This window comes from Micromonospora sp. NPDC047527 (genome assembly GCF_040643015.1).
Classification (GTDB): domain Bacteria; phylum Actinomycetota; class Actinomycetes; order Mycobacteriales; family Micromonosporaceae; genus Micromonospora.
Genome location: NZ_JBEYTK010000001.1, coordinates 1,454,014 through 1,474,469, shown reverse-complemented (window position 1 = coordinate 1,474,469; position 20,456 = coordinate 1,454,014). Strand labels below are relative to the sequence as shown.

The 20,456-nt window shown below is 65.2% G+C and carries 19 protein-coding genes and 1 pseudogene; 12 read left to right on the top strand and 8 right to left on the bottom strand.

Annotated elements, in window-relative coordinates; all coding sequences use genetic code 11:
* The first annotated feature begins 1 nt into the window (after position 1).
* Together treY and treZ are read left to right on the top strand one after the other, a co-directional pair.
* Positions 2 to 2,299, top strand: coding sequence for a malto-oligosyltrehalose synthase (gene treY, locus ABZ808_RS06520; RefSeq protein ID WP_357001748.1), 2,298 nt, complete (start codon positions 2 to 4; stop codon positions 2,297 to 2,299).
* Positions 2,296 to 4,020, top strand: coding sequence for a malto-oligosyltrehalose trehalohydrolase (gene treZ / locus ABZ808_RS06515; protein ID WP_357001745.1), 1,725 nt, complete (start codon positions 2,296 to 2,298; stop codon positions 4,018 to 4,020). Before treY ends, treZ begins: the two co-directional genes overlap by 4 nt.
* 196 nt (positions 4,021 to 4,216) lie before the next feature.
* Here treZ and ABZ808_RS06510 read toward each other — a convergent pair whose 3' ends face one another.
* Together ABZ808_RS06510 and ABZ808_RS06505 are read right to left on the bottom strand one after the other, a co-directional pair.
* A complete protein-coding gene (locus ABZ808_RS06510) occupies positions 4,217 to 6,091 on the bottom strand; it encodes a UvrD-helicase domain-containing protein (protein ID WP_357001743.1) in 1,875 nt (624 codons plus the stop codon).
* 39 nt (positions 6,092 to 6,130) lie between these two features.
* A complete protein-coding gene (locus ABZ808_RS06505; RefSeq protein ID WP_357001741.1) occupies positions 6,131 to 8,281 on the bottom strand; it encodes an ATP-dependent endonuclease in 2,151 nt (716 codons plus the stop codon).
* A 563-nt stretch (positions 8,282 to 8,844) separates the two neighbouring features.
* On the opposite strand from ABZ808_RS06505, the gene ABZ808_RS06500 reads away from it, so the two are divergent.
* From ABZ808_RS06500 to ABZ808_RS06490, 3 genes are all read left to right on the top strand, one after another.
* Positions 8,845 to 10,035: a helix-turn-helix transcriptional regulator gene (locus ABZ808_RS06500; protein WP_357001738.1), complete on the top strand. Its 1,191-nt coding sequence runs from the start codon at positions 8,845 to 8,847 to the stop codon at positions 10,033 to 10,035.
* 120 nt (positions 10,036 to 10,155) lie between these two features.
* Positions 10,156 to 10,317 (top strand): hypothetical protein, encoded by a 162-nt coding sequence (locus ABZ808_RS06495; RefSeq protein ID WP_357001735.1) that lies wholly within the window; start codon positions 10,156 to 10,158, stop codon positions 10,315 to 10,317.
* Positions 10,304 to 11,566: a helix-turn-helix transcriptional regulator gene (locus ABZ808_RS06490; RefSeq protein WP_357001732.1), complete on the top strand. Its 1,263-nt coding sequence runs from the start codon at positions 10,304 to 10,306 to the stop codon at positions 11,564 to 11,566. The genes ABZ808_RS06495 and ABZ808_RS06490 overlap by 14 nt, the downstream gene beginning before the upstream one ends.
* An 88-nt stretch (positions 11,567 to 11,654) precedes the next feature.
* On the opposite strand, the gene ABZ808_RS06485 is transcribed toward ABZ808_RS06490, so the two are convergent.
* Together ABZ808_RS06485 and ABZ808_RS06480 are read right to left on the bottom strand one after the other, a co-directional pair.
* On the bottom strand, positions 11,655 to 12,281 hold the full coding sequence (locus ABZ808_RS06485; protein ID WP_357001729.1) for a VOC family protein: 627 nt from the start codon (positions 12,279 to 12,281) through the stop codon (positions 11,655 to 11,657).
* A gap of 38 nt (positions 12,282 to 12,319) precedes the next feature.
* A complete protein-coding gene (locus ABZ808_RS06480) occupies positions 12,320 to 13,027 on the bottom strand; it encodes a DUF4386 domain-containing protein (RefSeq protein WP_357001727.1) in 708 nt (235 codons plus the stop codon).
* 504 nt (positions 13,028 to 13,531) lie between these two features.
* Between ABZ808_RS06480 and ABZ808_RS06475 the strand changes: the two genes are divergently transcribed.
* The 3 genes from ABZ808_RS06475 (at position 13,532) to ABZ808_RS06465 (ending at position 15,198) form a co-directional block, all read left to right on the top strand.
* Positions 13,532 to 14,170, top strand: a complete 639-nt coding sequence (locus ABZ808_RS06475) for a hypothetical protein (RefSeq protein ID WP_357001724.1) — start codon at positions 13,532 to 13,534, stop codon at positions 14,168 to 14,170.
* Positions 14,171 to 14,307: 137 nt separating this feature from the next.
* Entirely contained in the window at positions 14,308 to 15,045 is a 738-nt protein-coding gene (locus tag ABZ808_RS06470) for an SMI1/KNR4 family protein (RefSeq protein ID WP_357001721.1), read from the top strand.
* A gap of 15 nt (positions 15,046 to 15,060) precedes the next feature.
* Positions 15,061 to 15,198, top strand: coding sequence for a hypothetical protein (locus tag ABZ808_RS06465; RefSeq protein WP_357001718.1), 138 nt, complete (start codon positions 15,061 to 15,063; stop codon positions 15,196 to 15,198).
* A 72-nt stretch (positions 15,199 to 15,270) separates the two neighbouring features.
* On the opposite strand, the gene ABZ808_RS06460 is transcribed toward ABZ808_RS06465, so the two are convergent.
* Complete coding sequence (locus ABZ808_RS06460) at positions 15,271 to 15,732, bottom strand: aldo/keto reductase (RefSeq protein ID WP_357001715.1); 462 nt, start codon at positions 15,730 to 15,732, stop codon at positions 15,271 to 15,273.
* Between the two features lie 79 nt (positions 15,733 to 15,811).
* Here ABZ808_RS06460 and ABZ808_RS06455 point away from each other — a divergent pair, with 79 nt between their 5' ends.
* The gene (locus ABZ808_RS06455; protein ID WP_357001713.1) at positions 15,812 to 16,165 is read left to right on the top strand and encodes a hypothetical protein; all 354 of its coding nucleotides are present in this window, start codon (positions 15,812 to 15,814) and stop codon (positions 16,163 to 16,165) included.
* A gap of 165 nt (positions 16,166 to 16,330) precedes the next feature.
* On the opposite strand, the pseudogene ABZ808_RS06450 reads toward ABZ808_RS06455, so the two are convergent.
* Positions 16,331 to 16,492, bottom strand: a pseudogene (locus tag ABZ808_RS06450) (NADP-dependent oxidoreductase); the annotation flags it as partial.
* 524 nt (positions 16,493 to 17,016) lie between these two features.
* On the opposite strand from ABZ808_RS06450, the gene ABZ808_RS06445 reads away from it, so the two are divergent.
* Together ABZ808_RS06445 and ABZ808_RS06440 are read left to right on the top strand one after the other, a co-directional pair.
* Positions 17,017 to 17,670 carry a hypothetical protein gene (locus tag ABZ808_RS06445; protein WP_357001711.1) on the top strand — a complete coding sequence of 218 codons (654 nt, stop codon included), beginning with the start codon at positions 17,017 to 17,019 and terminating at the stop codon, positions 17,668 to 17,670.
* A gap of 175 nt (positions 17,671 to 17,845) precedes the next feature.
* Positions 17,846 to 18,103 carry a DUF6518 family protein gene (locus ABZ808_RS06440; protein WP_357001709.1) on the top strand — a complete coding sequence of 86 codons (258 nt, stop codon included), beginning with the start codon at positions 17,846 to 17,848 and terminating at the stop codon, positions 18,101 to 18,103.
* 146 nt (positions 18,104 to 18,249) lie between these two features.
* On the opposite strand, the gene ABZ808_RS06435 is transcribed toward ABZ808_RS06440, so the two are convergent.
* Complete coding sequence (locus tag ABZ808_RS06435; RefSeq protein ID WP_357001707.1) at positions 18,250 to 18,969, bottom strand: DsbA family oxidoreductase; 720 nt, start codon at positions 18,967 to 18,969, stop codon at positions 18,250 to 18,252.
* Between the two features lie 115 nt (positions 18,970 to 19,084).
* On the opposite strand from ABZ808_RS06435, the gene ABZ808_RS06430 reads away from it, so the two are divergent.
* Positions 19,085 to 19,510, top strand: a complete 426-nt coding sequence (locus ABZ808_RS06430; protein WP_357001704.1) for a helix-turn-helix domain-containing protein — start codon at positions 19,085 to 19,087, stop codon at positions 19,508 to 19,510.
* 23 nt (positions 19,511 to 19,533) lie between these two features.
* Here ABZ808_RS06430 and bla read toward each other — a convergent pair whose 3' ends face one another.
* Positions 19,534 to 20,448 (bottom strand): class A beta-lactamase, encoded by a 915-nt coding sequence (bla, locus tag ABZ808_RS06425; RefSeq protein ID WP_357001702.1) that lies wholly within the window; start codon positions 20,446 to 20,448, stop codon positions 19,534 to 19,536.
* Between the last annotated feature and the right edge of the window lie 8 nt (positions 20,449 to 20,456).

Here is a 20,456-nt window from a genome sequence, read left to right as displayed (position 1 = left end):
CATGGCCGTGCAGTCCACGTACCGAATCCAGGTCCGTCCCGGCTTCGACCTGGACGCCACCGCCGAGATCCTCGACTACCTCGCCGACCTGGGCGTCAGCCACCTCTACAGCGCCCCGCTGCTGGCCGCCACCCCCGGTTCGGCGCACGGCTACGACGTGGTCGACCATCGGGCGGTCAACCCGGAGCTGGGCGGTGAGGCCGCTCGGCAGCGGCTGCTGCGCGCACTGCGCGACGCCAATCTGGGCCTGGTCGTCGACATCGTGCCCAACCACGCAGGGGTGGCAGTGCCGCCGGCCAATCCGGCCTGGTGGGACGTGCTGCGCCGGGGGCGCGCCTCGGCGTACGCCGACTGGTTCGACATCGACTGGGACAGGGGCCGGCTGCTGCTGCCGGTGCTGGCCGACGACCCGGGAGCCCTGGACGATCTCAAGCTGGTCGAGGGGGAGTTGCGCTACCACGAGCACCGCTTCCCAGTGGCCGACGGCACCGGCGACGGCAGCGCGCGGGAGGTGCACGACCGGCAGCACTACGAGCTGGTGTCCTGGCGTCGCGGCGACGCCGAGCTGACGTACCGCCGGTTCTTCGCCGTTTCGGGCCTGGCCGGTCTGCGGGTGGAGGACCCGGCGGTGTTCGCCGCCACCCACGAGCTGATCCTGCGCTGGGCGGCGGCGGGCGAGGTCGACGGCATCCGCGTCGACCACCCCGACGGCCTGCGTGACCCGGCCGGCTACCTGACCCGGCTGCGGGAGGCCGCGCCGGACGCCTGGCTCGTGGTGGAGAAGATCCTGGAGTACGGGGAGGAGCTGCCGGACTGGCCGGTGGACGGCACCACCGGCTACGACGCGCTTGCCGCCGTCAACGGCCTGTTCGTCGACACGGACACCGAGGGTGACTTCACGGCGCTGGACACCCGACTGACCGGGCACCACACCTCGTGGGAGGACCTGACCCACGACACGAAGCTCGCCGCCGCCACCCGGCTGCTCGCCGCCGAGTTGACCCGGCTGGCCGCGCTCGCCCCCGACGTGCCGGCCGAGCAGGCACGCGCGGCGCTCGCCGAGCTGGCCGCCGCGTTCGCGGTCTACCGGGGCTACCCGCCGCACGGCGCCCGGCACCTCGCCGCCGCCCGCTCCGAGGCCGGCCGCCGTCGCCCCGACCTGGCCGGCGCCCTGGACGCGGTCACCCGCCGACTGCGCGACCCCGACGACGAGCTGGCCCGCCGGTTCCCGCAGTTCACCGGCGCGGTGATGGCCAAGGGCGTGGAGGACACCGCGTTCTACCGCTGGACCCGGTTCGTGGCGCTCAACGAGGTCGGCGGCAGCCCCGCCCACTTCGGGGTGCCGCCGGCGGAGTTCCACCGCTTCGCCGCCGCCCGCCAGGTCCGCTGGCCAGCCAGCATGACGACCGTCTCCACCCACGACACCAAACGCGGCGAGGACGTCCGCGCCCGCCTCGCCGTGCTCAGCGAGCTGCCGGGCCGCTGGGCCGAGCAGGTCAGTGCCTGGATGGAGTACGCCCCGCTGCCCGACCCGGCCTTCGCCCACCTGCTGTGGCAGACCGCCGTCGGCGCGTGGCCGATCGAGCGGGAGCGCCTGCACGCGTACGCCGAGAAGGCCGCCCGGGAGGCCGCGGCCTCGACCCGGTGGGCGGACCCCGACCCGGTGTTCGAGCAGGCCATGCACGCGGTGATCGACATGATGTACGACGACCCAAGCCTGCACGACGAGCTGACCGAGTTCGCCGCGGCCATCGCCCCGGCCGGGTGGTGCAACTCGCTCGGGCAGAAGCTGATCCAGCTCACCATGCCCGGCATCCCCGACACCTACCAGGGCACCGAGCTGTGGGACAACTCCCTCGTCGACCCGGACAATCGCCGGCCGGTCGACTTCGACGTACGCCGAGAGATGCTGGCGCGCCTCGACGGCGGCTGGCGTCCCCCGGTCGACACCGACGGCGCGGCGAAGCTGCTCGTAGTGTCGCGGACCCTGCGGTTGCGGCGGGCGCACCCGGAGCTGTTCACCGGCTACCGGCCGGTGCCGGCGCACGGGCCGGTGGGCCGGCACGTGGTGGCCTTCGACCGGGGCGGCGTGATCGCCGTGGCAACCCGGCTGCCGCTCGGCCTGGCGCGTGCCGGTGGGTGGTGTGACACAGCCCTGTCGCTTGGTGTTAACGAGGTGAAGGACCTGTTCACCGGGCGGGTCTACAGTGGCGGAGAGACTCCGCTGGACAACCTCCTGGCCGACTATCCCGTCGCACTGCTGGCTCCTCCCACCGCTTCCGTGGAGGCTGCTTCATGACCGAATTCTCCGTCTGGGCACCGGACGCCAGCCGGGTCCGGCTGCGCCTGCCCGGCGCCGCCGACCGCGAGATGCGCGCCGCCGCCGACGGCTGGTGGCGGGTCGAGGTGCCCGACGCCGGCCTCGACTACTCCTTTCTGCTGAACGACGACGAAACCCCACTGCCCGACCCCCGCTCCCCGTGGCAGCCTGAGGGTGTGCACGGGCCGAGCCGCCGCTACGACCACTCCGCGTTCGAGTGGTCCGACGGCTCGTGGACGGGCCGCCAACTGCCCGGCAGCATCCTCTACGAGCTGCACATCGGCACCTTCACCCCGGAGGGCACCTTCGACGCGGCCATCGACCGCCTCGACCACCTGGTGAACCTCGGTGTCGACCTGATCGAACTGCTCCCGGTCAACGCCTTCAACGGCGAACACAACTGGGGGTACGACGGCGTCTGCTGGTATGCCCCCCACGAGCCCTACGGCGGCCCCGACGGCCTGAAACGGTTCGTCGATGCCGCCCACGCTCGCGGGTTGGGGGTGATCCTCGACGTCGTCTACAACCATTTCGGGCCCTCCGGGGCCTACGCGCCGCGGTTCGGGCCCTACCTCGCCGAGCAGAGCAACAGTTGGGGCCGCTCGATCAACCTGGACGGCCCGCACTCCGACGAGGTACGCCGCTACATCATCGACAGCGTGCTCATGTGGCTGCGCGACTACCACGTCGACGGCCTACGCCTCGACGCCGTGCACGCCCTGCCCGACTCGCGGGCTGTGCCGCTCTTGGAGGAGCTGGCCGTCTCCGTCGAGTCGCTGTCGACGCACCTGGGTCGGCCGCTGTCCCTGATCGCCGAATCGGACCTCAACGATCCACGGCTCATCACGCCCCGGGAGGCGGGTGGGTTCGGCCTGCACGCCCAGTGGAACGACGACGCCCACCACGCGCTGCACACGTTGCTGACGGGGGAGCGGCAGGGGTACTACGGGGACTTCGGCTCGCTGGAGACGCTGTCGGACGTGCTGACCGGTGGGTTCTTCCACGCGGGCACCTGGTCGAGCTTCCGCAACCGTCACCACGGGCGGCCTCTGGATTCCCGTGTTCCTGGGCATCGGTTGGTCGCTTACTTGCAGAACCACGACCAGATTGGGAACCGGGCTACCGGGGATCGGATCTCGGCGTCGCTGTCGCCTTCGCTGCTGCGGGTTGGCGCTCTCTTGCTGCTGACTGCGCCCTTTACTCCGATGCTGTTCATGGGGGAGGAGTGGGCTGCTTCCACGCCGTGGCAGTTCTTCACCTCGCATCCGGAGCCTGAACTGGCTACGGCGGTGGCGCTGGGGCGGCGGCGGGAGTTCGCGTCGCACGGGTGGCCTGAGGGGGACGTGCCCGATCCGCAGGACCCGGAGACGTTCGTGCGGTCGCGGTTGGACTGGGCGGAGCTGGACAAGCCCGAGCATGCCTCGATGTTGGCTTTTTACCAGCGGTTGATTGGGTTGCGGCGGTCGGTGCCTGACCTGTCGGATCCTCGGATGCACGCGGTGTCTGTGCAGCATGGGGACCAGTTCCTGCTGATGCGGCGGGGGGAGACGCTGGTTGTCGCCAACCTGGCTGGGCGGGGGCAGGGGGTGTCGTTGCCGGGGGTAGCGCGGCGGGTGTTGTTGGCTACGGGGGAGGGGGTCACGGTGATGCGTGACCGGATCGAGTTGCCTGCGGAGACTGCGGCGATCGTGGCGCTCTGAAGAGTACGTGACCTTGCACGAATGTGGGGTCGGGCTTGACCGGGAGAATGCTGACCACGGATCCAGGCGTTCAACGTGGAATAGATCGACGCGCAGGTCAGTCGGTAAGCATCACCAAGTTGCGGTGCTCCTTCGATCGCTTGCTCAACCCACCTAGATCGAACATAACTCGCCGCCACATCATCGCTGCGGTCAATTACGCGAGTATATCAACCAATCTCTTCGTAGATTCCGTCCCAGGCAGTCCTGACTTGCTAATTGCTTCGAAGGCGACATCGACATCGTCCGCGTAGAAGACGATCGCAAGCGCTCGAGTGGCACGCGACGCGCACACATAGAGCAGGCGCCTCGTTCTATCGATGATTGTTTCTTTGCCCTCCACTTGATGGTTACGATCTGTCTGAGACAAGCCCTTCACCCCGAATAGTTTGTCATATGAAAACTGATTGTGGCGCCCTTCTTCATCATCTAAGATCACTAGAACGTCGGGATATTCGGCACCCTTCACCCCTTGATGAGTGGAGTACGGGGATTCTCGATCGATGTACGCAAAATACCCTGCCAGTTCGCTTATGTTCGTTTCGAGGAATGCAGGCACAACGTCCGTCAGCTCATCAGGGGCCTCAGATTCCTCAGATTCTGAGGCTGGCAAGAGGAACCTGGACAGGCGTGGCTCCAAGCTCACTAGCTTGTATTTCTCGGCCACACGTAGCGCACGTCCGACCGAACCCGCACCACCCGTATCGATCACACGTACCAATTCATCCACCCCGCGAGAGAGCTCACGCAATCTGGCACGAACTTCGCCGCCCACCAAATCTCCTGCTTGCAGCAGCGGGCTGCTGCGTCTAAGAATTGGGACGAGTTCCGAGCGGCTGTGCCTAGCCGCTTGATAGAGCGGCATAAGCGTGCCGAGGAACGGAGCTATCGGCCAGGCCCGCCCTTCATCAAAGGCATCTTGAAGTCGACTTCCGTGGAACACCTCATAGAGTGCTTCGAATCCAAGCCTTCGCGCAGCCATGCGATGTGCGACGACCAGGATCTTGGTGCTGTCGCGCTCGCTGCCGTCAATCCAAGCCCCAATGGCCGACTGTTGGGCCAGCCAGGCTCGCACGCCAGTGATCGTTTCCTTACGGTTGCGGTCTCTCGGAAGGACGAAGAAGGTAACCTCACCTTCAACCTGTAGTACCTCAGGTAATCCGGAAACCTGCCTAAGTCCGTCGCCATCTTCACGGATTGCGTTAATTACTTGCAGCACCTTTGTTGGCGATCGAAAATTCTCCGGCTTCTCAATCTTGAGCCACTGATCACTTAAAGGTATGTCTCCAACACCTCGAACGTAAATCTTTTGCATAGGATCGCCGAAGAATCCAAGGCAGAATCTCTGCGACTGCTGCTGAGCAATATGACGGAGGCAGTCAACAACGTTCGGCAGGGTATCCTGGCTCTCGTCCACCAGGATAACGGGGTATCGACGTGCAACCACCTTAGCGAGAAGGGGTCTAGCAATTATCAGAGTAGGCACCATGGTGGTGATATCCTCATGCCCAAGGGTGCCTTTCCTGAAGTCGCTCGCGACGCCGTAAGTGAATCGTGATACACGATTCAGGGAGGACTTCGCCTCGGTGAGTCTCCGGATTCTACTAAAGGTGGCGTCACGCCGCGGTTGTCGCACGCGTTTGCTGAAGCCAGCTTGCTCCGCGGTCGCCTTAGCGAGTCGAATCTCTACCTGTTCCTCGACCCAGCGCCGAATGTCTTGCTGAAAATGGCTGACGATCCGCCATAAGAAACTGTGAATAGTTGAGACATGGACCGCCTGATTCCCCGCGAGATCGTCCTCCACTTCGCGAGTGGCCACTTCGGTATAAGTTATACAAGCCACCTGTTGTCCGTTGGCGAGGAGTTCCTTGCCTCGAATATCAACAACGTGAGCAATGGCTTTGACCAAAGAAGTGGTCTTCCCCGATCCAGCCCCGGCTATCATTGTGAATCCAGTCGCCTCATTGTCGTTCAAAATCTTGCGCAGTAAAAGGTCAGCTGCAGTATCGGGGCGTTGAATCCGGAAGCTCACGTCGTATCGTCCTTCAATCTGGGGTAATGATAATGTGAGTTACCTACGAACATTGAGCTGCTCAGCCAGCCAGCCGAGCCCCTCAGCAATATATGTGGGCGTGACCCAAGCATCTCTATCGAAATTCATAAGCGCCAGCGCGAACTGGGTCTTGTCGATTGTCCTTACTCGTTCAAAAACCGCCGCAAGCATGGCTTCGAGGCCCTGGTTTGTAATATCAGGGTCTATGATTAAATCAAGTGAGCCATTGCTTGCGTCCTGGCACCAATCAAGGTTCTCAAACGCGAAGGACTCTTCGAACGTTCGGCCGGCTACATGCGTCGTTGTGTCTCGCCAAGTAACCGCGATTAAAGTTTGGTAGGCGACTCTAACGGCCGACTTCGGCGATTGGCCAAACTCCGCTACTTTCTTTTCAGAACCGACATCGAGTAGATCTTCGATGCTTGCGAGACCCGGTAGCCACTCCTTAAGAATCGGATTCGAAGTTACCGCGCCGGGAGTGCTTGCCAAGCATGCCTTAGGTCGGGGTTTGCGTTTCGGGGCATGTCCGACGACTGCCTCCACGACACCTTCGCCGTTTCTTGCCTCACCGGATTCGGCAGCCATGCTGTCTAGATCAGTTATGATCAAAGTAGTAATACCTAAGAAGTCGATCAGCTCACGGAACTTGTGGGCGAATGCTCCTCCCACTTCCAGAATGGTTAGATGGCAGGCCTCTAACTCGTTGCAGGACTTCGCAATTATTAGCGGCAGGAGAAGCCGCTCCACATTGCCCTCGACAAGTATCGCGGCATCGGCGAAGAATAGGTCGCAATGCGTTAGTTTAAGGTATTTTAATAGGAATTCACGGGTGGCCGGTTCTTCTTTATTGTAGAAGGTCGAGAGGTTTCGAACTTCTGTGAAGTGGAGTCCGTTCTCATTATCGAACCTACGGAAATAGCGGATCGAACGGAAGTCTTCATAAATGATGTGAGAGGAATGCGTAGTTATCACAAACTGCGTGCCCACCCCATCGTGCCAACCACCCACGATCTGTCTTATCTGGCGTATAAAAACTTGCTGAAGCTGGGCATGCAAGTGCGCTTCTGGCTCTTCGACGATAACAAGATGGATTGGCGGTCGGGATTCACTTTCGTCCAACCACGAGTGGTGGTGGTCCAGGATCTCGACCACCATGTAGATCAGGTTTTTGAAACCTAATCCGTTATATCTGTCGGGCAAGGTGATGTCTGCTCCGCCGGCTGGAACAGGCTGAATTCCGGGAACGACGTAATGCACCTGGGCGCTGCCACTCAAAAGAGTATCCGCCCTTAGCTCCGTCTTGATCACTAGCTCCGGGTTCGTCAGGCCGGGATAACCTAGCCTTCGGAGGCTTCCAAGTGTTGGCTCAAAGACCTGCGCGAAGTGTGCGTTTAACCGTTCCTCAGATTCGGCAATCGCACGTAAGGCATCGATGTCCGGATCATGTTTTTTAAGGTTTCGCTGATAGAATCTGCTCATCCGCTTGGACAGATCCTCGGCCCTGCCTCTTGCTTCGACATCGGCTAGATATCGTTGAGCGTCGAGGAAATCCACCCGCATGATAGACGCGAGTATTCGGGAGCCATTGTCAAGAGGTGTTGAACCTGCTAACTCCAAATCTGATTTGTCGAGCCCGCTAGGGTCAAGCTTATGGTACGTGGTCCGATACTCCTGGGTTAATTTTTTCGAAAGGTAATCGTGCATGGTGCATGGCCATGCCCTGTAACTGCCTTCCGATTCATTGGGCGGATATTTCGCCGACTCATGGGCTTTGCGGAAGTTCTCGTACAAAGCCAGGGGGTCTATTGGCTCGAAGGCAATACGGATACCGACTAGCGTGTCTTGCCAGTCTAGATCTGGCAATAGATCGATTACGCGGTGGAGATTTTCTTCGTCCACGGTGAACCAAAGATCTAGCGATATGCTAGGCAAGTCGAAAGTGTTGTCGCTTTTCGCTGGGTCGAAGCTGTTAATTACACTCCAGCAATCAGCACTAAAATCATGTATTGAAAATTTGGCACTAGGATTGAAGAAAAGTTGGAAGATGTGGGTTGCCGAAGTCTTCCCTGTGTTATTGGCTCCCACGAAAATCGTGCTGTCCTGAGAGAGGTCGATCTTCACGGCCTTTAGGCGACGAAAGTTTCTCACGTAAAAGGAGCTTAGATGCATGGTGTCCTCAAGCCTTCAGGCCGTGGATTGGCGGGAGCCGGCGACTCCGCACAGGATAAGGGTCTGCGCGCAACCCGGAAAGCGAACACATGTTCGAGCGATCCATGTTGAGCGCCTACAGCGGAACGGCTTGCGAAGACGACTCGCAAACGTGCGGCTTGCGACCAATAAACGCTTCGATGCCGGCACTTGCGGCTTGGAGAGGCTGGCGGAGTGGCGGCGCATCTGGCTGATGCGGTCCCTCTTGATGTCTGAATGGGTATGACTAGTAGCTCAACAGGCATCGGTTTTTGGCCACCAACGTCTGGGAGCATGCGGAGGCTTCAAGGGGGCTTCCTCGTTGGCATACGTTGACGAGCACGGAATCGTGGTCGTCGCCCCGCTGCACACCCGTCTCAACACGCTTTGACGAGCAGGGTCACCTCTGGATGTCACACATCCGTTGGTCGTCCCGTACCCGTTCGTAGTCCGCGAGAGAGCCGATGCCGGGTGTACCGTCCAAACGTGCGGGCATAGCAGGGCATGGCCGCCGTCCCGGTCCTCGATCTAGGAGTGGGTGAGACATGGCGACGAGGCCGGACAGCATCGGGGCCAGGATCCGGTACTGGCGGATGCGCCGTGGCGGCATGACTCAGGCCGTCCTCGCTGGGCTCGCTGGCGTCACCCAGTCCTACGTGTCGCAAGTCGAGTCGGGCCGGAAGACCATCGACCGTCGCTCCACTCTGGTCGCTGTCGCCGCCGCACTCCAGGTCACGGTGGCTGACCTGCTCGGCCAGGGCACCGAGTCCGGTGATCCGGCCCGCGAGAGCGCCGCCGAGTGCGTGCCGGCGATCTGGTCGGCCCTGATCGAGATCGAGGACGGCGAGCGTCGCCCGTCGACCTACACAACGGATCGCCTGGCGGCCGAGATCGCCCGCGCCGAGCAGCTTCGCACCTCGTGCAACTACCCGGCGATGGCTCGCATGTTGCCCAATCTCCTGCTTGAAGCCGCCGCCGTAGGCGGCAGCGTGCTCGTCCAGGTCGCCTACCAAGCCGCCACCTGCCTGCGGAACCTCGGCTACCGCCATCTGGCCCTCAACGCCGCCCGGCTCGCTGGGGCGGTCGCCGAAGGCACTGAAGACCCGGCATGGATCGCGGCCACCCGTTTCGCCTATGCGCAGAGCTTGCCGATTGAGTCTGCACCGGTCGCGGCCCGTGCCGCCGAACGGTCACTGACCGAGCTGCAAGCTGACGCCGCCGACGAACGAGTCCGACAGATGCTCGGACAGCTCCACCTCTCCGCTGCGCTGACCTCGACGGTCGGTGGGCGCCTGGATGTTGCGCGAGACCACCTCTCAGAGGCGGCCCGCGAGGCGGCAACTCTGGGGGACCCGGTCGACGGGGCTGGCTTCAACGGCTGTGGGTTCGGACCGACCAACGTGGGGCTGTGGGAGATGTCCATCGCCGCCGAGCAGGGCGAGTCCGGCCGTGTCATTGAGCTGTCCAGGACCGTTCGCCCGCAGGTGCTTGCAGCCTCCATTCGCCAGCAGTCCTACTGGCTCGACCTTGGGCGTGCCTTGGCGGACGGCGGTCGTCGCGACGCCGAAGCCCTCGCCGCATTCGTGCAGGCCGAGCGGGCAGCGCCGATCCCCTTCGCCATCAACCCTCTTGCCCGCGATGCCGTGGTGGCCCTGGCCCAGCGTGCCCAGCGCCGAGCCGTTCCCGACGAGTTGCGCCTGCTCGCCGGCCGTATCGGCATCAACCTGGCCGCATAACTAGCAGTAATCACGGCATCACCAATCCACCCTACTGTCCGGTTTGGGACGTGTGCGCGTCCCGTTGACCAGGCACGGTCGGCCCCGAGCATCGCTGCGTGGCTAACCGGAGGAGGCGGCATGGGCAGTCAGGACGACCGCAGTCCGGGGGACAAGAGTGAGGCGGCCGAGCGGGAGGCCGCCAAACAGCGCCTCCTCGCGCAGGCCGAGGCAGACCGCGTACCCGTGGAGGACACGACCCGCGCGGTCCCGGACCGGCGGTGGAAGCGTGACCAGCGATGACCTCCCCATCGGCCGCCGCGTCGCCCGCTGGCGGGTGCGGCGGCAGATGACGCAGCAGATGCTTGCCGACCGGCTGCGGAGGTCGAAGAGCTGGGTGGACAAGATCGAGCGGGGTGCCCGCACCCTGGACCGGTACTCGGTGATCCAAGAGCTGGCCCACGTCCTGCGGGTCGACCCGGAGGTGCTGCTCGGCCAGCCGCAGGGCACCCCGGCCAGCACGCCGGACGGGGTGGACGACATTCGGGCTGCTCTCGCCCGCTACGACACCCCGCAGGCTCCAACGCGGACGGACGAGCTGAGACGGCAGGTCGGGCACGCGTGGTTGACCTATCAGCACGCGCACTACGGGCAGTTGGTGCGGCTGCTGCCGGGTCTGCTCGACGCCGCCCAGGGCGCTCGGTCGGCGGAGCTGCTGGTGCAGGCGTACCGGATCACCTCGTCCCTGCTGGTCAAGCTCGGGGAGGCCGACCTCGCCTGGCTGGCCGCCGACCGCGCGATGTCCGCCGCCGGCGACGATCCGCTGCTCGCGGCGACAGCGACCATCTCGGTAGGCCAGGCCCTCCGCGCGCAAAACCGCGACCGCCTGGCCCTGGCCGCGCTGCTCCCCGCCGCCAACCGCGTCCTCCGACCCCCAACCCACTCCGGTGATCAAGAGGTTTGCGGCGCTTTTGGAGATCAAACCGCCCGCAAACCTCTTGATCACGAGGGCGAGGGCGATCACGGAAGCGAGGGCGATCACGAAGGTCAGGGCGAGCACCGGGGGAGGGCGGTGGGCGGGACGTTGCTGGTTCAGGCCGCCCTCGCAGCCGCCGGCTGCGGCGAGCACCGCCGCGCCGACGAGCTGACCGACCGGGCCGCGGGCGTCGCCGCAAACCTTCGGGGGTACGACGACACGCACCGCACCAGCTTCGGGCCGATCGCCGTCGAGCTGGCTCGGGTGCTGGTGGTTGCCTCGCGGGGTGATGCCGCCGAGGCGGTACGCCGGCACGCGATCGTGGTGCGGCGGGAGGGGTGGCGGCGGTTGCCGGCCGAGTATCGGGGTGCGTACCTGATCGATGTCGCGCGGGCGTACCTCCAGGTGGGTGACCTGCGCGGGGCGGCGCGGGCGCTGGTGGACGCGGACAGTGTCGCGCCGGGTGAGGTTCGGTGCCGGCCGTTGGCGCGTACCGTCATCGCCGACGTTGCCCGCGCGCAGCCGGCGCCGGCCGGTGTGGCGCGACTGGCGACGCTGGTCGGCCTGACCCGCTGACCGGCGCTGCGGCGGGGTCAGGGGTGCAGCGCTAGGGCCCGCACGGCGATGTCGGCCGAGGTATGCAGGCGCGTTGTGAGCGGGGCCGCTACTCGCGCCCGAGCCAGGTGGCGATGCATGCCTCGTTGCCCTCGGCGTCGGCGAGAACCCACCACATCGGCGCGTGCGCGTCGGAAATGACACGTCCCCCAGCGGCCAGGGCGGCTGCGATGCGGTCCTCGGCCTGATCGTGCGGGACGGCGATATCAAGGTGCATACGATTGCGTTGTGGTCGCGCCGCCTCCATGGATTGCAACCCGAACCCGGGGCCGCGTCGCGCCGGGTCGGCCAGATAGTCGTCACCGATCAGTTGATAGCCGAGCAGTGCCTGCCAGAAAGGCAGCACGTCGGTGCTCAGGGCGTCCAGGGTGATGTTGATGAGCTGTACGGCCGTGGGGTCGGCGGGGATGCCAAGCGCCCGGGCAGCGGCTGAAATCCGTCGGGCCAGTGATATGTCGCGCCGGGACAACGACACGGTCACGCCGGCATGGCGCAGGTCCACGTTGAGATACTCGCGTTCGTTGCCGACGGCGAGCCGGCCCATCTCATCGACGAGTGCGATGCCCGCTGACAGCGAGCCGGTCGGGAAATAAGCCGAGACTAGGTGGTAGAGACAACGCCAGTCCTCGACACCGTCAGCCGCATGGAAACGCCCAGCGGTGATCTGCACTGTCATGCCGGCGAACCTAACATCGACAACGGTGCCCATGCGCTTCAGCTCGCCACCCGCGTCGGCGTGGGAACGGTTGGCGGCGCTTCGTCCAGTGCCTGCCGGCGCACGCCGCGGACGAGCAGGTAGCCGACCATCCAGAGCTCGCCTACGGACGCGGGATACGTAAGTGCCTCGGCCACGACTTGTGCGTCGGGGGCGAGGTATCTGATGAACGCGCTGAGCACGTACGCGACACCGCCGCCGACGAGGATCCAGCCCAGGACGCGGGGCATCCAGCCCGAGCGCAGCACGCACCAGCCCATGGGGATAAGCCACAGGCCGAAGAACAGTGCTCCCACGCCCCACAGGTCGTCGCTGACCAGGTACAGAACCTGGACGTTGGCCGCCGCGTCGCCGACCGGGTCGACCGATACCTCGACCGCCGTGGCCAACATTGCCGCGCTCACGAGGCCCACGATCGCGCTGACCAGGCCGAAGGCGGCGATCCCGCTCGCGGCAAAGGAGTCTACGGTGCGGAACAGGCGATAGAACCAGGCGGCGGCAAGGGTCTGGGTGACGACCATACCCAGCGCCAAGGCAACGCCAGCGCGGGCGAGCGACTCGTGCGTAACCAGGTTGGCCAGCGTCGCATTGGGATCGTCGGCTGCGAAGAGCTGCGGGCGGACAATAAGGAGCCCGGGTACGGCGGTGATGACATTGCCGAGGTAGAACAGCCCGGTGACGCGGGCGGTACGTGTCAGCGCGTGCATCGTGGCTCCTTCTCGATCCGGGTGAGGCGTTGAGGGGTTTGCATGATCTCTCCTTGATTTCGGGTGCGTGGAACCGGGCCGCGAGGCGGTTGCCTCGCGCGCCGTGTCACGTTGTGGGGTCTACTCGTGGGTGTCGGGGTAGGCGAAGACGTCGTCGAGCGGCACCCGGAATACCCGCGATCGCGCTCGTCGGTCCTGTCCGGATGAGCATCGGCCCCACGTAGGCGCTCCTCGCCACGTCCGTACCCGGCACCTTGGACAGGACGGCCGCCAGGTAGGCGACCGGGACGGCGACGCCGACCAGGGCGGAGATCCAGGTGTGCTTCTCCTCGGAGGACATGTCCCGCCCCCATGTACGAAAAACTTGACATACCGAAGGTAAAGAAGTCCTGACACGATGTCAACAATCTTTAACCTGGACCGGCCTGACCACCGGCGTGCGCAATGCGGCAGATCCGGATGCCTCTGGGCAGCTACGACAAGGCTCCTGGGATCATGCGAGGCGTGGCCGGATTCAGTTACAAGACGTCGTGGCTGGCTGTCCCAAACCGGACCCCAGACGAGGTGGCCGATGCCCTTGGCCTATGCGACCGGGAAGTCCTCGACTGGGCCACCGGCACCGACCGGGCCTACCAGCACGGCGTGTACGTGACTGCGCCGGTGCCAGGCTGGACCTTCGCCCACGGCCGGCTGCATATGCCGCCGGGTTTCGACGCGACCGAGCCGCCCTTTCCCGATTGGCTCAGGTTGCTGAGTCAGCAGCTGGGTGAAGCGCAGTTCTTCGCCAACGAACGGGTCCCGGATTATCATGCCTGGGCTCGGGCCCTGGACGGTGAGCTACTGCGCGCCTACTGCTTCAACGGCGAGCGAGGCGAGGTGCCTCTGTTCGTCGGTGCCCCGACAGCCGACGAAATCGCTCTGGGCGTCGGTCTCCGCGGTGCGGAGCCCGGGTGCGAACACTGGTCCGACGCTGAGTGGACAGCCTGGTACGACACGACGCCGTCGGAGTCCGATGTGATGGCGATGGCCGGTCGCTGGAGCGTCGACCCGAGCGCGATCGACGACGCCACCGTGACCGCAACCGGCATCTACGGGCTACCGCCATCAGTCGTCGACGCGTCCCGCAATGACAATCCGGCTTGAAGACCCTCCGGTCCCCTTTGCGCACGCTCGTCGGCACGTGCGCGCGTCGCCACTCGCCAGTCGGCTGCGCTCACGATGCACGGCCTGCGGCAGATGAGGTAGGTGCGCCTGCGGTGGCGATGTCTAGAGTCTGCGTCGTGACAGACACTGGAGCCGGCGTCGACAAGGGCGTTACCGAGGCGTGGACGCGGATCGAGGCTGGCCTGAGTAGCGTCCTGCCGGCTTCCGTACGGCAGCTCAAGGCACCGGCCCCGGTACAGGCAGTCGATGCGTTGGAGGCCGCGTTGGCCGTGCCACTGCCGCGGGATTTCCGCGCCAGCCTGCGCATCCACAACGGAACCAAGTGGGGGTACGACTCGGGTCAGCTCCAGCCCAGCCCGGTACCGCTGGATTACCTCTACGACACCAACGAGATCATCGAGATGACCCGGATGTGGCGCGACAACTATCATCCGGAGCCGGAATGGGACGATCCTCAGGTCTGGGCATACCTGGTCGACCAAGGCGAACATCTCTGCCTGAACGGACCGGTGCGACCGATCATCGGTTCGCCGGGCGCAGTGGTCGTGGGCGACATGAATGGCGACGTGCAGTGGCTGCTCGACTTTGATCCGGCACCGGGGGGAACGCCCGGACAGGTGGTTCGGGTTGATGTCGAATGCGCCACGTGGGACGTGCTGGCTCCGTCCTGGACGCAGCTGCTTGTCCGCTACGCCGAGGATCTGGAACTGTTCGCCGCTGATCCTGACAACTCTCCTCTAGAGATCGATCACTTCGCGGGGCCAGCGTGCGAATGGGGCAGCACGCCGTCGGACTCTTGGGGGGTGCGTCCGGCATGGCTGCAGAACGTTCAAGCTCGCAGTCCATACCCGTGATGACGGCACCCCTGCGTGGACGCGGACAATGTCGCGCCGGGTGAGGTTCGGTGCTGGCCGTTGGCGCGTACCGTCATCGCCGACGTTGCCCGCGCGCAGCCGGTGCCGGCCGGGGTGGCGCAACTGGCGACGCTGGTCGGCCTGACCCGCTGACCACACGCTATGCCGGCAGGCGGCATGGAGTTCGCCGCGGCGGAGCGTCGCGGCGAACTCCCGGCGGCGTCTTCAGATGGCGGGAACGGGGGGCAGGTCGAGCAGGGTGCGGTCACCGTCGGTGCCCTGATCCAGCGCGGCCGCGACGTCCTCGTGCGGGGCTCCGGGCCGGAGGGCGCTGACCTCGTCCAAGCGCTGGTAGTGCTGGTCGCTGAGGTCGAGGTCGAGAGACTTCAGGTATTCGTCCAACTGGGTCAGGGTGCGCGGGCCGACGATCGGGATCAGGGCCGTGGTGGCCAGTGCGGCCCGGTGACGCAGCCAGGCCAGGGAGACCTGGGCCGCGCTCACACCGAGGTCCTCGGCAATCGCCAGTACGGCGTCGACGACGGCGGTGCGCTGATGGACGAAAAGATTCAGTTCACGTGAACTGATCGGGGCCGGGGTGCGTTTGTAATAGGGGCCGAAAATGCCGGCGGCGGCATATCGGCGATGATCGCGGCGGCCGCATTGACATTCACTTCGTTGAGGCGTCAAATGTTTAGTCAGTTGGCTGTGAGGGGCGACAGTTCCTTCAGCGCCAACTTACCGGCACCTGTATCCACAGGAGGATTGCATGCGCCCATCAACGTCCGCCCGAGCCGCGGTGCTCGCGACCATCAGCGCCGCGGCACTCGCGGTGACCGCCACGCCCGCGGTCGCGGCCGAGCCCAACGACAGTTGCACCTACGCCGACGGCACCGTGTGTCTGCACGTGTCGAAGTGGTTCAACGACGCCACGATGGAATACACGGTGCCGCTCAGCACCGAGTGCGTCACCACCCCAATCGGCTTCCTGGGCTGGGTGAACCTCACCGACGACACCCTGAAGGTGTTCTCGGGCGCCGGCTGCACGGGCGTCTCCTACCTCGTCCCGACCGGCGATCTCCACAACGTCCAGTCGCCCCTGCACAGTTTCAAGGTCGTCTGACCTCAGGACCCGGCAGAGCCGCTCGTGAATCGTATTACTTGAGGTGTTGGCGGCGGGCGTGACTGATTCGGATGGTCGCGGGCAACCATTGTGCTTCGTTATCCGCGCCGAATCGGCCATGCCCGCCACGCCAATCAAGAAGGCAGAAATAGTCGGAATGCTCGGTCAGAAGACGGTGACGGGGCGGCCCCGGACTCCTCCCGCCTCGATGAATGCATGTGCCTGCGCGACTTCCTCGGGGGCAAAGGTGGCTGCGACGCGGAGTGTCAGAACCCCTGACTCCACATCCGCGCTGACCTTGCCCAGGGCCACCCGACGCCGGCCGGCGTGGCGTGGCGTGACTGGCGACGCGCGTCGGCCTCACCCGCTGACCGGGCGACCATCCACCTCGCCGAAACTGCTCACGCGGGGCTGCCGGTCAGGCGGCTCCTTGCGGCACGCGACCAGCCGATTCTCGCCCTGACAGCAAACCCTCAGGCGAGCCTCCAACCGGAGTAGTGGCTGCGCTGTGACACACGGTCATCGTCTTCCGGACGTCTGTCTACAATGGCCGGGATGGATTTTGGCGTAGGCGGGCTCCCGCAACGTGAGGCGGTGCGGCGATCGCCCGGTGCCCGGTTGCCGTCCGTCCACCTCAGCCGACCAATAAGACCTCAAACCGCGACCGCCGTGCCGGCTGCCGCCTCGATGTGTCTGTCGGTCAAGAAGATGCCAGCGTTTCGAGAAAGGTAACCCGAATCGTCATGACGTCACCTGACGCTGCTGCTCAAGCGGTTGATCCTCAAGCGGCTGCCTACGAGGTTTACAGGTCGGAATACGACCTGGTTTCGTACGAGGATCAAAATTTGTTCATGGAATATCTGCGAAGCTCCCGTGTCGGAGACGAGATGGTCGACTCGATCCGCCAGAATGGCTCACAGATCTACTTCGGTTACACCGATCGTGGGCCTCACCTTGAAGCTAACAGCAACATCATCCGACTGCCGCGAACGGAGGATTTGGAGGATAATTTCGGAAACGTCGCCCACGAGATCGGTCATCTCCAGCTTGTGGCGACGGGGCAACAGGGGCGTGACTATAATTTGCCGAGAGAGGATTTCGTCATTGCGATGCTTGAGGAGGAGTCGAGGGTAATTGCCGGCTCCTACCTGATCCACCGGACGTCGATGTACGCGAACAGTCCTGCGATCATGGAGCCATACGGCCTTACCGAATTCCGCAACACGCTCCCGAGCGGGCAGATCACCCCCGGGGATTTTCTTGACCGAGCTTACAATCATGTCCGCCCCGGCGTTTACGCCGGAACCCGAACGGTAAATTACCCTCACGTCTATGGCCAGGAGTATGACGCCGTCCATCCGCCTGTCACCGTAGCCAACGCCGCAGCTCTTTCGGCGCCTGTTGCCGGGTCGAGCCAGACGAACGTGACGCCGTCGCAGGGGTCTTCGTCGGGAAACGGTAACTCCAGGTCGGCGAACCACCATAGGCGTCGAAATCGGCGGTGATGACGGGCGACGCCTTCCGTCATTGTCGCGCCGGCTGAGGTTCAGTGCCGGCCTCCGGCGCGTACCGTGATCGCTGAAGTTGCCAGGGGCCACCCGGCGCCGGTCTGCGTGGGGTGGCTGGCGACGCTGGTCGATGGTCAGGCCGACCCAGGCCGGCTCGGTGGGCTGTGCCGCCATGCGACCTGGTGATCGGACGGTGGCGTTCGCCTCCGTGGTTGCGCTGCCGGCAGCCGTGTTCTTCGAGGAGGCGGCCCGGTTCGCCGGCAAGGCGACCGACTCCACCTACTCCTCCGGAGCGTGGTGGAACGTCGCCATCGACCTCGCGCTGGGCCTGCTGATCGTGGTGCTGACCGGTAGGTCACACCGTCAACGGGCGCTCGCCGTTGCGGTGGCCGTGCCGCTGGCCGGCGGACTGTTCTCGTCAGCCAGCTAACCAGGACGCCGACCCCGCTGGCTTACGTCAGGGCCGCACCCGATGACCCGCGTCGATCATGGAGTTATGGTGCCCGCTAGGAGATGAGGCGCGGCTTTTGTGCACCACCACAACTCCATGATCGACCCGCAAGGGCTCTGGGCGACTCACGTGGTGCGGTCGGGTACGGCGCACCCGTCCGGAGCGCACACGCCCTCGGCGTCGGCGATCACCGGCAGCGGCTGCGGCGTGGGATGGCTCTCGTCCCAGGCCTTGGTGATGACGGCGAGCAGGTCGTCGAGGCCGATCGCCCCGGGTACGGCGACGCGGCCGTCGAACACGAGGAACGGCGCGCCGCGTGCCCCGAGGCGCTGTGCCTCGCGCTGGTCAGCCGCTACGCGGGCACGGTAGCGGCGGGTACGCAGAGCCTCGGCGGCGCCAGCGCGGTCCAGGCCCACCTCGGCGGCGAAGTCGAGGACCTCCCCGGCAGTCCAGAGCTTGCGGGCCTGCCCGAAGTGCGCGCGGAACATCGCCGACCAGATCTCGTTGCCGCGGCCCTGGTCGGTCGCGTAGGCGAGTAGTTCGTGGGCGAAATCCGTCGGGCCGAGGGTGCGGTCGACCGCGCGGTAGGGCGTCAGGCCCTCCGCCTCGGCGGCCCGCTCGATCGGCCGCAGGACCCGATCCACGGTCGTCGCGGGAGCCCCGGCCATTTTGATCAAGTCCCGTTGACTGACACCCTCGCGCGGCAGGTCGGGGTGTAGCTGGAACGACCGGTGGATCACCCGCACCTGGTCGCCGTACGGGAGTCGATCCAGGGCCTGGTGGAGCCGGTGATCCATCAGCCCGCAGTACGGGCAGACGATGTCCGACCAAAACTCGATCTTCATGGCACCTCTCCTTGATTCTCACTACTTGTTCGTAGCAACATCATGCATGAGAATTGGAGGGCCACAAAAGGTACATTCATGTGCGTAGCGGAGGGCTGGCGGAGAGGGGGCCGGGATGAGTGCAGAGGATCTTCGGCGGAGGCGGACCAACGTCCGGGCGAACGTCCGGGCCGCGCCAGGCCCCTGCGCGCACTGGAACGACGAGGACGCCGACTTCATCCGCGAGGTCCTGGACCTCGTCGGCGACAAGTGGAGCGTGTTGATCATCGGTACGCTCGCCGACGGCCCCGTCCGCTACTCGAACCTGGGCGACGCGATCCCCGGCATCTCTCAGCGCATGCTCACGCTGACCCTGAAGCACCTGCGGCGCACCGGCCTCGTCACCCGGACCTCCTACCCCGAGGTCCCGCCCCGCGTCGAGTACGCCCTCACCGACCTGGGCACGTCACTGCTCTCCACGGTCCTGGCCCTGGCCGCCTGGTCGGCCGACCACCACGCCGAGATCCGCCGCCATCAGACGGAGTACGACAACGCCACCTAGGCTCGCGTCGCCGTCCGCTCCGTTCACAGTTGGGCGACGACAACCCTGGTGGCCTGGGCGATGAAGGCGTCGTCGTGGGTGGCGTCCTTCTCGTCGCGGCTGGACAGCACGGCGAGGATGATCGGAGCACGATCGGGCGGCCAGATCACGGCGATGTCGTTGCGGGTGCCGTACCCTCCGGTTCCGGTCTTGTCCCCGACGACCCAGCCGTCGGGCACCCCGGCGCGGATCAGCGCCCCACCGGTGGTGTTGCCCCGCAGCCAGCCGCGCAGGACGTCACGGTCCGCCGGGTCCAGAGCATCCCCCACGGTGTACGCCCTGAGGTCCTCCGCCAGGGCCCGCGCGCTGCTGGTGTCCCGCCTGTCGCCCGGTTTCGCCTCGTTGAGGTCGGTCTCGTAACGGGAGGAGTCGGTGACCGTGTCACCGATCTCCCGCAACTGCTTCTCGAACCCCTGCGGCCCTCCGAGGTGCTTCAGCAGCAGGTTGCCGGCCGTGTTGTCGCTGTAGCGCACGGCGGCGTCGGCGAGGGCACGCAGGCTCATGCCCTCGGTGACGTGCTTCTCGGTGATCGGCGAGTGCGTCACCAGGTCGTCCGTCGAATACCGCACCACACGATCCAGTTCGGCATCCGTGGTGTCGTCCAGCACCTCGGCGGCACCCAACGCCTTCCAGGTCGAGGCGTACGCGAACCGCTCGTCGGCCCGGTGCTCCACGGTGCGGCCAGTGCCCGTGTCGACGGCATAGATTCCCAGTCGCGCGTCGAACGTCTCCTCCAGCCGTTGCAACTCCCGCGGGTCGGCCGGCGACGGGGTGGGGGAGACCTGCGGGCTCGGCGTCGTCGGCACCCGGGCTGTGTCACCGGCGCTGCAGGCTCCCAACGAGACCAGGGCCGAGGTCGCGGCCACCGCGGTCAGCAGACGTCGTGCGGAAACAGTCATCTGTCTTC